At 70.5% G+C, this 13,995-nt stretch carries 11 protein-coding genes; all 11 read right to left on the bottom strand.

The features are described from left to right. Positions 1-61 precede the first annotated feature (61 nt). The gene (locus FQ137_RS13825; RefSeq protein ID WP_149293173.1) at positions 62-790 is read right to left on the bottom strand and encodes a YggS family pyridoxal phosphate-dependent enzyme; all 729 of its coding nucleotides are present in this window, start codon (positions 788-790) and stop codon (positions 62-64) included. Between the two features lie 46 nt (positions 791-836). Next, a complete protein-coding gene (gene pgeF, locus FQ137_RS13820; RefSeq protein ID WP_149293172.1) occupies positions 837-1,559 on the bottom strand; it encodes a peptidoglycan editing factor PgeF in 723 nt (240 codons plus the stop codon). Positions 1,560-1,570: 11 nt separating this feature from the next. After that, a complete protein-coding gene (ftsZ, locus tag FQ137_RS13815) occupies positions 1,571-2,776 on the bottom strand; it encodes a cell division protein FtsZ (protein WP_149293171.1) in 1,206 nt (401 codons plus the stop codon). Between the two features lie 233 nt (positions 2,777-3,009). After that, positions 3,010-3,849: a cell division protein FtsQ/DivIB gene (locus tag FQ137_RS13810; protein WP_149293170.1), complete on the bottom strand. Its 840-nt coding sequence runs from the start codon at positions 3,847-3,849 to the stop codon at positions 3,010-3,012. A gap of 13 nt (positions 3,850-3,862) precedes the next feature. After that, the gene (murC, locus tag FQ137_RS13805; protein WP_223146520.1) at positions 3,863-5,284 is read right to left on the bottom strand and encodes a UDP-N-acetylmuramate--L-alanine ligase; all 1,422 of its coding nucleotides are present in this window, start codon (positions 5,282-5,284) and stop codon (positions 3,863-3,865) included. Between the two features lie 74 nt (positions 5,285-5,358). Then, positions 5,359-6,504, bottom strand: a complete 1,146-nt coding sequence (gene murG, locus FQ137_RS13800) for an undecaprenyldiphospho-muramoylpentapeptide beta-N-acetylglucosaminyltransferase (RefSeq protein WP_149293168.1) — start codon at positions 6,502-6,504, stop codon at positions 5,359-5,361. Beyond that, positions 6,501-8,267: a putative lipid II flippase FtsW gene (gene ftsW, locus FQ137_RS13795; RefSeq protein WP_149293167.1), complete on the bottom strand. Its 1,767-nt coding sequence runs from the start codon at positions 8,265-8,267 to the stop codon at positions 6,501-6,503. The genes murG and ftsW overlap by 4 nt, the downstream gene beginning before the upstream one ends. A 4-nt stretch (positions 8,268-8,271) precedes the next feature. Further along, on the bottom strand, positions 8,272-9,819 hold the full coding sequence (gene murD / locus FQ137_RS13790) for a UDP-N-acetylmuramoyl-L-alanine--D-glutamate ligase (protein WP_149293166.1): 1,548 nt from the start codon (positions 9,817-9,819) through the stop codon (positions 8,272-8,274). Positions 9,820-9,824: 5 nt separating this feature from the next. Further along, a complete protein-coding gene (gene mraY, locus FQ137_RS13785) occupies positions 9,825-10,919 on the bottom strand; it encodes a phospho-N-acetylmuramoyl-pentapeptide-transferase (RefSeq protein WP_149293165.1) in 1,095 nt (364 codons plus the stop codon). 3 nt (positions 10,920-10,922) lie between these two features. Next, positions 10,923-12,422: a UDP-N-acetylmuramoyl-tripeptide--D-alanyl-D-alanine ligase gene (gene murF / locus FQ137_RS13780; RefSeq protein WP_149293164.1), complete on the bottom strand. Its 1,500-nt coding sequence runs from the start codon at positions 12,420-12,422 to the stop codon at positions 10,923-10,925. Further along, on the bottom strand, positions 12,419-13,978 hold the full coding sequence (locus FQ137_RS13775) for a UDP-N-acetylmuramoyl-L-alanyl-D-glutamate--2,6-diaminopimelate ligase (protein WP_149293163.1): 1,560 nt from the start codon (positions 13,976-13,978) through the stop codon (positions 12,419-12,421). The genes murF and FQ137_RS13775 overlap by 4 nt, the downstream gene beginning before the upstream one ends. Positions 13,979-13,995: the final 17 nt, after the last annotated feature.

Genomic DNA, 13,995 nt, shown 5'->3' with positions numbered 1-13,995 from the left:
ATAACGGGGTCGTCGCGGGCGTGTGTTCTTCGCGGGAGACGTCCCCCCGCGAGGCTGGATCTCAAACTACTGGTCGGGGGCCGAGTATCGCCGTTCCGACACGCACGCAGGTGGAACCTGCGGCGATCGCCTCCTCCAAATCCCCAGACATGCCGGCGGAGAACTCAGTTGCGTGGGGGTGATCACGTCGCAAAGTGGCCGCCACCTCGGCAGCGTCGGCGAAATGGGCGCGTGCCTCACCCTCGAGCGGGGGGATCACCATGAGCCCGGCCAGGACCAGGTGGTCGAGTCCCGCCACGTGATCGGCCAGGGCGGGCAGGCCCTCGGGAGCGACGCCGCCGCGGGAGGTGTCACCATCCAGACTCAACTGCAGCAGGACGGGCAGCGGGGTGACGCCTTCCCGCTCGTCGGCGGCGCGAGCGCGGCCCTTCTGGAGCCCGTTGGCGACCTTGATCGAGTCAACGGAGTGAACGCGGTCGGCCCACCCCGCCACCGCGGCGGCTTTGTTGGACTGGATGTGACCGATCATGTTCCAGCGGATAGCTGCGGAGAGCTCGGCGTCGGCGGCGGCCAGGGCCGATACCTTGGACGCGGCTTCCTGGACGCGGTTCTCGCCGACGTCGTGTACGCCGAGTCGGGCGAGTCGGACCAGGTCGGCGACGGGGTGGAATTTGGTGACGACGACGAGGTCGACCTCGTCGATCCGTCCCGCGGCCGCCCGGGCCGCGTCGAGTCGCCGCCGGGTCTCGGCCAGTCGGGTGGCGAGTTCCTCCGCCCTGGGATCGGTCATGTCCCCTCCTTCGTGTCCGGCCACGCGGGCCCGCCGGTCGTGCCGTCTATTCCTGCCGCCAGATCACACTGGCCTGGCGCCCGGTCCGGCCCTGTCGACGATACGAGAACAGGGACTCTTCGGCGATCGTGCAGCGCGGGTCGGAGTCGACGCGCGTGACACCGAGCCCGGCGAGTTGTCGGGTGAGGCCTTTGCGCAGGTCCACCCCGGTGGTCCCCGCGACAGTCCGGGTGAGACTGCCGGGCAGGGCGGCCTCGACCTCGTCGGCCAGTTCCGCGGGCAGCTCGTAATGCTCCCCCGCCGCGGCCGGTCCGAAGAGCACGGTGATGCGGTCCGCTCGCGCGCCCAAAGAGGTCATGGCTCCGATGAGCGAGGGGACGATTCCCCCGACCGCTCCGACCCGGCCCGCGTGCACGGCCCCGATCACGCCGGCCTCGGAGTCCGCGGCCAGTACCGGCACGCAGTCGGCGGTGAGCACCGCCAGCGCCAGGTTCGGCCGGTCGGTGACCAGACCGTCGGTGGCCGGGACGGGGCCACCTGTCGCGCGGGTCACCCGGGCGATGCGGGTGCCGTGCACCTGGTCCATCCACACGACATCCGTGGCCGGTAGGCCGAGTCGGCGGGCGAGCCGGGCCCGGTTGGCTGCCACCGCCGCCGGGGCGTCCCCGACGTGGTCACCGAGGTTGAACGAGTCGAAATCTCCGGTCGACACCCCACCGCGGCGGTCTGTGACCACCCGGCGGACGCGCCCCGTGCCTTCTGACGCCATGGTTCGGGGCGTCAGTGACGCATGAACGGCGGCACGTCGATGTCATCGTCCTCGTCGCGGCGGCGGGACGAGGACGACGTCGAGGAGGAGTCTCCCGACGAGGTGGCGGGACCGGAGTAGGCCGACTCCTCGCGACGGCGGCCGTCGAGGGGGGTCGATCCGAGCTCCGAGGCGCCGCCGGTATCGCCGGAGGCGCCGGGGACCAACTCGTCGTCGTCGAGGTGATGACGGCCGCGGCGCGGCTGGCCGGAGCCGGCCGTGACCGGACGGGATCCGCCGTCGAACCCGGCGGCGATGACGGTCACGCGGACCTCGTCGCCGAGCGAGTCATCCACGACCGTGCCGAAGATGATGTTGGCGTCGGGGTGCGCCTCCTCCTGGACGAGCGTGGCGGCCTCGTTGATCTCGAACAGCCCCAGGTCGCTCCCGCCCGCGATGGACATGAGGACACCCTTGGCACCCTCCATCGTGGTCTCCAGCAGTGGCGAGTTGATGGCGGCCTCGGCGGCCTTGTAGGCCCTGCCCTCCCCGCGTGAAGATCCGATGCCCATGAGGGCACTACCCGCACCGGACATGACGCCCTTGACGTCGGCGAAGTCGACGTTGATCACGCCCGGGGTGGTGATGAGGTCGGTGATGCCCTGGACGCCGTTGAGCAGGACCTCGTCGGCGGTCTTGAAGGCCTCCATCATGGACACGCCCGCGTCGCCGAGCTGGAGCAGCCGGTCGTTAGGGATCACGATGAGCGTGTCGCAGGCCTCGCGCAGCTGGTCGATACCGCTGTCGGCCTGGCCGCCGCGGCGCTTGCCCTCGAAGGAGAACGGGCGCGTCACCACGCCGACCGTCAGGGCACCGAGCTTGCGGGCGATCGCGGCGACGACGGGCGCGCCGCCGGTACCGGTGCCACCACCCTCACCGGCCGTGACGAAGACCATGTCGGCACCCTTGAGGACTTCCTCGATCTCGTCCTTGTGGTCCTCGGCGGCCTTGCGGCCGACCTCCGGGTCCGCGCCGGCACCGAGCCCTCGGGTGAGCTCACGGCCAACGTCCAGCTTGACGTCGGCGTCCGACATGAGAAGCGCCTGCGCGTCAGTGTTCACGGCGATGAACTCGACGCCCTTGAGGCCCTCGTCGATCATCCGGTTGACCGCGTTGACGCCGCCGCCGCCGATCCCGACGACCTTGATGACTGCGAGGTAGTTGTGCGGTGAGCTCATCGAGGCCCGGCCTTCCTATGGGGGTGTCGTGCTCGGTTTGCATGCTGTCTGGACGAAAGTTCCGCGAGCCTAAAGTCTCACCCTCAAGTTGAGGGTTAAACTTGCTGGTCAGAGGCCGTTTTCGCCGTCTGCACACACGGTAGGGGTAGCGGCGCCGCGCGTCCACGAGGCTCGCGGGCGTGTCGTGTCCACCGGTGTCGCCCCGCCGTCCGATCCGGACCCCGGGGGGCTGTCTAACGCGAGGCCGGCAGTGCAGGGTTGGACACGTTCCAGATCTGTCCGGGCTGCTCCAGCACCATCTGCAGGGTGACGGCCTTCTCGTGATCGCGCCCCGCGGAGCCCCATTCCACGACCCGGCCGTCGGCGAGCGTCAGCGTGATCGACGCGGGGGTCTCCACCTCGACCGCGCCGATCTCTTGACCCGCCGTCCCGCGGACCTCCGCGAACACCGTCGCCAGATCGCGAACGACCGACGGCAGGTCGGCTCCGGCCGCCTCGCCCACCGTGAGCAGGGGGGTGCCGGGCGGGGGTTCACCCGGACCGAAGTCGATGCCCTGGGCGTCCACGAGATGCTGGGCTCCGTCGACCTCCACCACCACCAGGGCGGTGCGCTCGATCATCTCGATCCGCAGCCCCGAGGGGTAGTCACGCTTGACCGTCACCCGGTCGGCCCGTGGGAGGCCGGCCACGCGCCGCGCGACAGCGTGGGTGTCCACCTGGAGCAGCGGCGTCCCGGGGGCGACGGCGGCGCGCTCGACCACGACCTCCGACGGGATCGTCCGGGTGCCCTCCACACTGACCTCACGGACAGCGAACACCGGCAGGAAATACAGGCCGATGTAGCCGATGAGCAGCACCACCAGCGCCACCCCGAGGCCGGCGTAGATGCGGTTGGTCCGACGGCGACGCCTCCGCAGGCGCGCACGCACTGCCGGGTCGGAGTGCCGGACGCGCTCATCGGAACTGCGGACGGTGGCGGCGGCGAGCCGGCGGTCGGGATCGTCAGTGAACGTGAGCTCCGGATCCTCGCCCGTCGCCGGGCCGTCCGGACGGTCGCCGCGGTCGTCGGTCACCGTACGGACCTCCTCACAGGCCCTCGGCCGCGACGATGCGAGGCCCGAGTGTGGTGATGTCCCCGGCTCCGAGCGTGAACACCACGTCGTGTGGCTCGAGGAGTTCACGCACTGCCGAGAGCGCGGCGTCCAGGTCTGCAACGTGCTGGACGGGGACCGTCACATGCTGCGCGACGGTTCCGCCGTCGATCCCTGGTTCGGGCTGTTCGCGGGCACCGTAGACGTCGATCACGACAACTCGGTCGGCGAGTGAGAGCGCCCGGCCGAACTCCTCGGCGAATATGCGGGTCCGCGAATACAGGTGGGGTTGGAAGACGGCCACGAGTCGGCCGCCGTCCGCTCGGACGATCTCTCGGGCCGCGCCGAGCACAGCTGCGACCTCGGTCGGGTGATGGGCGTAGTCGTCGTAGACCCGCGCGCGCCCGCCCCGGACGATGGCCTCGCCCCTCGGCTCGAAGCGTCGTCCCACTCCCCCGAACCCGGAAAGACCCTCGAGGAAACCGTCGGTGGTGAATCTCGCCAGATCGATCCCCCCGGCTGCGCCGACCTCCCGCGCGGCGAGCAGCGCCGCCAGGGCGTTGAGCGCCATGTGCTCGCCGGGGGTGCCCACGTGGAGCTCTCCGCGGGGCGCGCCGTCAAGTGTGAGGCGAGCACGGGTGCCCGCGGAATCGACGACGATCCCGTCGATTTCGCCCGCCACCGGAAGGTCTGTGGCCGGCCCGTCCGACGTGCGGTAGCCGAGCACGCGCACTCCGGCCGCTGCGGCTCGCCGGGCGCGCTCGGCGGCGCCGTCGTCGTCCAAGCACACGACCAGCGCACCGGTGGCGGGGATGCGGGCGAGGAAAGTGTCGAACACCTCGTAGTAGGCCTCGGCGGTGCCGAAGTGGTCGAGGTGGTCCGGCTCGGCGTTAGTGAGGATCACCACGTCGGGTTCGTAGTGGACGAGCGAGCCGTCGGACTCGTCGGCCTCGGCGACGAACACGGGGTCATTACCGCCGCGAGCGTTGGTACCGAACTGAAGAACGGTGCCGCCCACCGCGAACGACGGATCAGATCCGGCGGCGAGCATGCCGGCGATGAGCATGGACGTCGTCGAGGTTTTGCCGTGCGTCCCGCAGACCATGATGGAACGGCCCGCCCGTGCCAGGTGCCCTAACACTTGCGACCGCGTGACGACGGGGATCCCCGCCGTCCGCGCCGCGATCAGCTCCGGGTTGTCTGCGGGGATGGCCGCCTTGGAGACGACGACGATTTCGGGGGGTGCACCGAGCGCCTCGAGTGCATCCGCGTGGTGACCCACGCGCACGATCGCGCCCCGGTCGGCGAGTGCACGCAGATCAGACGAGTCGCGCGCGTCGCTCCCCGAGACCGCTACCCCGTGGTCGAGCAGGATCCGGGCCACGCCGGACATGCCTGATCCTCCGATACCGATCATGTGGACACGGGTGAGTGTGGCGGGCACGGCGTCGGCGGATGCCGTGGTGCGTAGGTCCGGAGTGATGTGGTCGGTCAACGAGGGGCCTTTCCGGCGGCGGCATCGAGCGCGATCTGCGCCACGACCTCAGCCGCGTCTCGGGAGCCGCCGCTAACGGCGGCGGTGGACATGGAGTCCAGACGGTCGCGGTCCAGCAGGAGCGGCAGGATCTCGGTGCGCAGGTAGTCAGAGGTGAGTGCGTCGTCCTCCACGATCACTGCGGCGCCACCGGCGACCAGGTCGCGGGCATTGAGGGCCTGTTCACCATTGCCGTGTGGCAGCGGAACGAACACCGCAGGCAGCCCCACCGCGGAGACCTCGGCGACGGTGATGGCCCCCGACCTGCACAGGATGAGGTCCGCCGCCGAGTACGCCAGGTCCATCCGGTCGAGGTAGGGCACGGTCACGTACGGGACGCCGTCGCCGGACACGCGGGGCGCGTCGGCGACGTTCTTCGGCCCCACCGCGTGGAGGACGCCGACACCTGCGCGGGAGAGCTCCTCGGCGACGCCGGCCATCGCGGTGTTGAGCGAACGCGCGCCCTGGGACCCGCCCACCACGAGCAAAGTGGGCGCGTCGGGGTCGAGTCCGAAGGTGGCGCGTGCCTCGGCGCGCAGTGCGGTTCGGTCGAGTCCGGCCACCGAGCGCTTGACGGGATTTCCCACGACACGGGCATCGAGACCGGAACCGGAGACGGCGGCGAGGGTGGCCACGGCGAACCTGGCGCCGAGCTTGTTAGCGATACCGGCACGGGCGTTGGCCTCGTGCACGACGATCGGCACCCGACGACGCCCGCTCGGGCCCCGACGACCGAGGGGGGTCGCTGCAGCGAGATATACGGGCACGCAGGCGTAGCCGCCGAAGCCCACCACGACGTCGGCCTCGGTGCGCCGCAGCATCTCGCGTGCTCCCCGCACTGCCCTGATAAGCCTTGTGGGCAAGCGGAACAGGTCGCCGCCGATGCTGCGCGGCAACGGGACTGGGTCCACCAGTTCGAGAGGGACACCCCGGCGCGGGACCAGTTCGGTTTCGAGTCCGCGTGGGGTCCCCACCGCGGTGACCCGGGCTGTGGGGTCGAGTGCGATGACCGCCTCGCCGACGGCGAGCGCCGGCTCGATGTGGCCGGCGGTGCCGCCACCGACCACCAGAACCGAGGGCCCGCCGGACCGTGCGGCGCTCATCGCTCCCTCCCCCGGTGGATCGAGCTGGGCCGTCCGGTGCTGGGGGCTTGCCTCGTGCCGGGGACCTGTCGGGTTCCGGGGTCGGGGGCCGGACGACCCGGCTGGCGACGCTCGGCCTCCCGTCCGCGCACGGGCCGGGCGGTGCGCCCGGTCATAGCGGTCGCGCCCCGTCGTTGATCTCGTCCGGCGTCCGCAGGGATAGGCATCGTCTCGTAGGCCGGCGGCCTCGGGGTCCCCCGGGGTGGGCGCGGAACGGGGGCGGGCTGGGCTGCGCCTCGGGTGCCCGCCGACCGGTCGCGCGCCGCGGGGCCGGCGGTCCGGGGAGGCTGCTGCCGGATCACCGGTTCGCCGTACCGTCTGGTGCCGGCGCTGGAACGCCCAGGCGTGGCCGACGCCGCGACCGGTCGTTCCGGAGTGTAGGGACGCGGGTCGGGCAGCGAGAACCAGCGGCGATTGCGTCGTGACGGGGAGCTGAGGATCGCGGAGATCGCCTCCGGCTCGTGCCGGGCGCAGTTGGCGAGCAGTCCCAGCGAGGTCAGGGTCACGACCGCCGAGGTGCCGCCGTTGGAGATCAACGGCAGTTGCAGGCCCGTCACCGGCAGCAGGCCCACGACGTAGCCGATGTTGATGAAGGCCTGGATGACGATCGTCGCGGAGATAGTGCCGGCGAGCAGGCGACGGAACGGGTCGACCGACCGCATCGCGACGCGCATGCCGACCCAGCCGAGCGTGAGGTAGAGCGACACCACGACCGCGGCACCGAACCAGCCCAGCTCTTCGCCGATGATCGCGAAGATGAAATCGTTTGTCGCCTCGGGCAGGTAGAACCACTTGGCGCTCGATTGCCCCAGCCCCACACCGAACAGCCCGCCGTCTGCGAGCGAGAGCATGCCCTGGTACGACTGGTACGCCGCGCCCTGGGGGTTGGAGAAATCGCCCCGGAAGGTGTCGACGTAGGTCCGGATCCGCTCGAAGCGGTAGGCGAATGCCACGGCGAGGACGCCGAACACCACGGCACCGACCGCGATCACCCACACGAAGTGCCGGGTCGGGTAGCCGGAGAACCAGAGCACGCACAGGAACGCGATGGTCACCGCAGTGGCCATGCCGAGGTCGGGGGCGACGACGACGAGGAACGCCACGGCGAGGTAACCGACGACGGCCGGGAAGAGCAGGTCGAGCCAATAACCCGTCCGCATCCGCTTGGCGACCACCGAGGACGCCCAGATGATAAACGCGAACTTGGCGATCTCCGCGGGCTGGATGGAGAACAGGCCCAGGTTGATCCAGCCGCGCGAGCCGTTGATCTCGGATCCGACGCCGGGGATCAGGACTGCCACGAGCAGCCCGATCGACAACAGGAGCATCGGGAAGGCCGCCGCGCGGAGCAATTCGATCCGCATCCGCAGGGCGAGGACAAAGCCGATCCAGCCTATGAGGACGAAGAGTGCCTGGCGGAGGAAGATGTCGAACGGCGTGCCGCCGCCGGAGAAGGCGAGCACGTTGGAACTGGACAACACCATCCCCAGCCCGATCACGGTGAGCAGCGCCGTGACCACCATGACCACGTGGTACGAGGTCAGGGGGGCGCGGCTGATGGCGGCCAGGGGTGCGGCGATGCGCCCGAGCAGGTCCGGGCGCGCGTCGGCGTCCGTACGGTCGGACTGTGCTTGTCCGTGCGGAGCTTGTCCGTGCCGTGTCCTGTCGTGCCGTGTCCTGTCGTGCCGTGTCTTTTCTTGCGCTGCCTTGTCGTGGGTTGCCATTGCCCTACCTCCCGGCCACGCGGCCCACGGCGCGGACGAAGCTTCGCCCGCGGTGGCCGTAGTCGGTGAACATGTCCATCGACGCGGCCGCGGGGGCGAGCAACACGGTGTCGCCGCCGGTGGCCATCCGTGCGGCCTCGGCGACCGCCCGGTCCATCGTCTGCTGCGGCTCGTCGGGACCCGCAACAACGCCATCGTCTCCCGAGGCCAGGTCCACGACGGGCACCGCCGGCGCGTGTCGGGCCAATGCCTCGGCGATCCGACCCCGGTCGCGGCCGATGAGGACGACGCCGCGAAGCACGTCCGCTACCTCCACGACCAGAGGCTCCACGTCCGCGCCCTTGAGCAGGCCGCCGGCGATCCACACCATCTTTCCGCCGGCGAGTAGTGAGGTCCGGGCGGCGTGCGGGTTGGTGGCCTTCGAGTCGTCCACATAGGTGACCCCGCCGACGACGTCGACCGGCTCTGCGCGATGCGCGCCCACAGTGAAGCCACGCAGGGCCGCGGCGACGTGCTCGGGCCGCGCACCCACGGACAGTGCGACAGCCGCAGCGGCGAGTGCGTCGAGGACGCCCGCAGGGCCAGTCGGGCGGACGTCCTCGGCGGGCAGCAGCGCGACCTCGCTGTCGTCGTCGTTGGGATTGCCGTCGCCGTTGTCTCCGCTGTAGTGACCATGGTCGATCCGCGCGGTGAGCACCCCGTCGACTACGCCGCACTCCCCCGGCCCGGGTGCACCGAGGCGCACCCCGATCGTGGTCGCGGCCGGTGCCGCCGCGAGCAGACTCGCGGCGATCCCGTCCTCGGCGCCGGCGACGGCCACCCGGCCGGTCAGGACGCGGGCCTTGGCGTCGGCGTAGGCCTGCATGGATCCGTGCCAGTCGAGGTGGTCCTCGGCGACGTTGAGCACCACTCCCACGTCCGGGCGGCAACTCGGCGCCCAGTGCAGCTGGAAGCTCGACAGCTCGGCCGCGAGCACGTCGACCCGCGGCTCGGTCAGCAGCACGTCCGTCACGGGTAACCCGATGTTCCCGCAGGCACGCGCGGCCATTCCCGCCTCCATGCAGATGGCCTCGAGCATCGAGGTGGTGGTGGTCTTGCCGTTGGTGCCGGTGACCGCGAGCCAGGTCCGACGCGGGCCGAACAACTCGGCGGAGTCGGCCCGCCAGGCCAGTTCGACGTCACCCCACACCGGCACTCCGGCGTCGGCGGCGGCCAGCAGCAGCGGCGAGTCCGGCCGCCAGCCGGGGCTGGTGATCACCAGGTCGACACGGTCCGGTCCGCCGGCCCCGTCGAGGAGTTCGGCTGCGCGGTCGAGGTCGACGCCTGCACACTTGACGTCGTCCGGCAACGCCTCGCGCAACCGGGAGATTGCCTCCGGGCGAGAGTCGGCGACGACCGGCTCCGCTCCCAGCGCGTCGAGGATGCGTACCGCGCCCGGGCCGGACACGCCCGCGCCGAGCACCAGCACACGCAAGCCCGCCAACTCACGCACGTCGGGACCCGACCGGGATCCCGCCTCGGTGGAGCTGTGGGTGTGGGTCGTGTCTGTCATCTCGGTCATCCCGTCGAGCTCGCGAGCCAGTCGCCGTAGAAGAGGGCGATCGCCAGGCCACAGGAGATCGCGACAAGCAGCCAGAACCGGATGGTCACGGTGGTCTCGGCCCAGCCCCCGTTCTCGAAGTGGTGGTGGATGGGGGTCATCCGGAACGGTCTACGCCCGGTGGTCCGGAATGCGGCCACCTGGATGAGCACCGAGACGAACTCGATGACGAACACCGCACCCACGACCACCATGAGCAGTTCGGTACGGGAGACCACGGACACGCCCGCGACGATTCCGCCGAGGAACATAGACCCGGTGTCCCCCATGAAGATCTTGGCCGGGGCAGCGTTCCACCACAGGAATCCGAGGCAGGCTCCGAGCGCGGCCGAACACAACACCGCGATGTCGAGTGGGTCGCGGACCTGGTAGCACCCCGACAGGTCGACGCCCTCGGCGGTGGAGAAGCAGGAGTAACGGAACTGCCAGAAGGTGAACACCACGTAGGTGCCCATCACCATGGCCATGGACCCGGCGGCGAGGCCGTCGAGACCGTCGGTGAAGTTGACCGCGTTGGACCAGCCGTAGACGAGGATGACGATGAAGATGAGGAAGACAACGACGGGGAAGGTCACGGCGACGAAGTCCCGAACATAGCTCAGCGACCGACTGGCCGGGGTGAGCCCGTCCGGGTTACGGAACTGCAGCACAAGGATGCCGAACGCGAGGGCGGCGAGGACCTGTCCGATCGTCTTGGACAGGATGCCCAGCCCCTTGTTCTGGCGCTTGAACACCTTGGAACCGTCGTCGATCATCCCGACCACGGCCAAGGCTGTGGCCAGGCCGAGCACGAGCAGGCCCGAGGCGGTGAACCCGCCCCCGCCGACGGTCGCCTGCCCGATCACCCCGGCGACGATGTATCCGAGCCACACGGCGGCGAGAATTGCGAGGCCGCCCATGTTGGGGGTGCCGCGCTTGCTCATGTGGGACTGCGGTCCCTCGAGCCGGATCTCTTGTCCATACCCGTGCCGACGGAAGTAGATGATGAGCACCGGTGTGAGGAAGATGCTCACGACGAAGGCGACGATGCCTGCGATCATGATCTGGGTCATTGACTACTTCTCCTCACCACGCGTCGCGAGCATATGCTCCGCGACGCTCCACAGACCGACCGCCGCCGACGCCTTGACCAGGACGATGTCGCCCGGCTCCACACGTTCGTCCAGGATCGCCATGGCCTCCTCGGCAGTGGCGACATGCTCCGCCTCGGAGCCCCACGATCCCTCCTGGATCGCGCCCTGGAACATCGCTCGTTGGGGTCGGCCGAGGCCGACGACCACGAGTTGGGACACGTCCAGCCGAACGAGAAAACGCCCCAGCAAGTCGTGCTCGGTGATCGAGTCGTCGCCGAGTTCGGCCATCTCCCCCAGCACCGCCCATGTCCGCCGGTGGCCGCCGGCGGAGCGGGCCATCACGGCAAGGGACTTCAGCGCGGCCCGCATCGAATCGGGGTTGGCGTTGTACGAGTCATTGATGACCGTGACTCCGTCGTCGGTCATCCGTACGTCCATCCGGCGGGCGGAAGCGGCTTCGGCGGTACCCAAGGCTGCGGCGACCTGCCCGACGTCCATCCCACACGCGAGTCCCACCGCGGCCGCCGACAAGGCGTTGCCCACCTGATGTTCGCCGTGCACTCGGAGCGCCACCTCGGCGTCACCCCGCGGGGTGACCAGACGGAAGGAGGCGCGGGCCTCGTCGTCGAGTCGGACCTGCTCCGCGCGGACATCCGCGGCCCCGCCCAGCCCCACGGTGACTACCTCGGCGGCGGTACGTCCGGCCATGGCCGTGACCCGCTCGTCGTCGGCGTTGAGGACCGCGACCCCGCCGTCGGCCGTGGCCGGGAGGGCCTCGACGAGCTCGCCCTTGGTGGCCGCGATGACCTCGCGTGACCCGAACTCACCGAGATGGGCGGTGCCGACGTTGAGTACGACCCCGATGCGTGGCGGCGCCAGTGCCGCGAGCTCGCGGATGTTCCCGGGCGCACGGGCACTGAGCTCCAGAACGAGGAAATCGGTGTTTTCATCGGCCCGCAACGCCGTCCAGGGGTGCCCGATTTCGTTGTTGAACGACCCGGGCGGCGCGACGACCGTGCCCGCCGCGGACAGCACCGCGGCGATGAGGTCCTTGGTACTGGTCTTACCGGACGAGCCGGTCACCCCCACCACGACAAGGCCGTGGTCGGCGACCAACCGGTCGACGCTGGCTCGGGCGAGGGCGCCGAGCGCGGCGAGCACCGACGCGCCGGAGCCGTCGGCGTCGGCGGCCAGCGCCATCGCGTTGGTCTGCCTCCGGTCGACAGCCGGGACCACGATCTGCGCGCCGCCCACCCCGTCGACCTCGTGCGCGACGAGCGCTGCGGCAGCCCCGGCGTGGAGGGCGCGGCCGACAAAGTCGTGTCCGTCGACGCGCTCGCCGGGCAGGGCGAAGAACAGCCCTCCCTCCTGGATCCGGCGGGAGTCGAACTCCACGGAACCGGTGACGGCCGACGCGGGGTCACCACCGACCAACCGACCGCCGACTATCCCGGCGATCTCGCCGAGGGTGAGGTCGATCATTGTGTGCTGTCCTCCGTCTCGCCCGAAGGGGCGGCATATCCGAGTCGTCTGGTGAGTTCTTCGGCGGCTCTGGCGCGGTCGTCGAACGGGAACACGGCACCGTTGATCTCCTGACCGGTCTCGTGCCCCTTGCCGGCGATCACTACGACATCCCCGGTGCGGGCCCAGTCGATCGCGGTGGCGATGGCGACGCCACGGTCCCCGACCTCCTCGATCCGGGTGCCCTCACCGGCGGCCGCCTCGGCGCCAGCCAGGACTGCCGCACGGATCGTTGCCGGATCCTCGCTGCGTGGGTTGTCGTCGGTCACCACGATCATGTCGGCGATCTCGGCGGCGGCAGCGCCCATGAGCTCGCGTTTCCCGGGATCGCGATCGCCTCCGGCGCCGAGCACCACGGCGATGCGGCCGTCGGTCTGCGCGCGGACGGAGTGGAGCACCGCCGCCACCGCCCCGGGCTTGTGGGCGTAGTCCACGAGCACCCGGAAGTCCTGGCCCCGGACCACAGGCTCAAGACGCCCGGGGACGCGGACGCGAGCGAGCCCGGCCGCGGCATCAGCGACGTCCGCGCCGAGAGCATCGACGATAGCCAGCGCTACCAGTGCGTTGGTCACGTTGAACCGGCCGAGCAGTGGCAGTTCCACATCGACACTCAGCCCGCGCGGTCCGTGCGCGGTGAAAATCTGGGTAGCGCGTTCGGTGGCCGTGGACTGCCCTGCCGTCCAGTCCGCAGCGGCGGAGGGTTCGCTCGAGACGGTGACCGCGTCCGGGCGAATCCCCAGCAGCCGCCGGCCCCACTCGTCCTCGACCACGACGACCGCGCGCTCCGCAGGGCGGACCGCCGACCCCGGGTCGACGTCGGCGTCGAACAACCGACACTTGGCCCGAAAGTAGTCGTCCATGCTCGGATGGAAGTCCAGGTGATCCTGCGACAGGTTGAGAAAGGCGCCGACGGCGAACCGAGTGCCGTCGACCCGCCCGAGGCGCAGTGCGTGACTGGAAACTTCGGCCGCAACCGCGCGGGCGCCCTCGTCCCGCATCCGGGCCAGGAGCGCCTGGAACTCGGGGGCCTCGGGGGTCGTGAGGCGGCTGGGCAGAGCCCGCCCGTCGATTCGGCTGCCGGTCGTGCCGATGAGGCCGGCCACATGACCACAGCCCTCGAGGGCCGCCTCGACGAGATAGGAGGTGGTGGTCTTGCCGGACGTCCCCGTGATCCCCACGACATCCAGGGCAGCGGAGGGGTCCCCGGTCACCTCTGCGGACACTGTGCCGAGGACCGACCGGGGGTCGGGGTGCACCAGGACTGGAAGGCGGTCGGCCACGGCAGCCATCAGCTCAAGCCCCTCGGGATCGGTGAGCACCGCCCCGGCCCCCGCCTCGACCGCGGTGGCGCCGAACTCGGCCCCGTGTACCCGGTTGCCGGGTAATGCTGCGAAGAGAATTCCGGGGCCGCAGTCCTGTGCCCGGATCGTTGCTCCGGTGATCTCGCTCCCGCCCTGGGAGATCTCGCCGAGAAGGGTGGCCCGCACCGCGTCTGCCAGCCGTCGCGCTGTCGTCATCGCCTGTCCTCCCCCCA

Origin of the sequence: Dietzia sp. ANT_WB102 (assembly GCF_008369165.1) — a bacterium.
GTDB lineage: Bacteria > Actinomycetota > Actinomycetes > Mycobacteriales > Mycobacteriaceae > Dietzia.
This window is presented reverse-complemented; position numbering and strand designations above follow the sequence as displayed.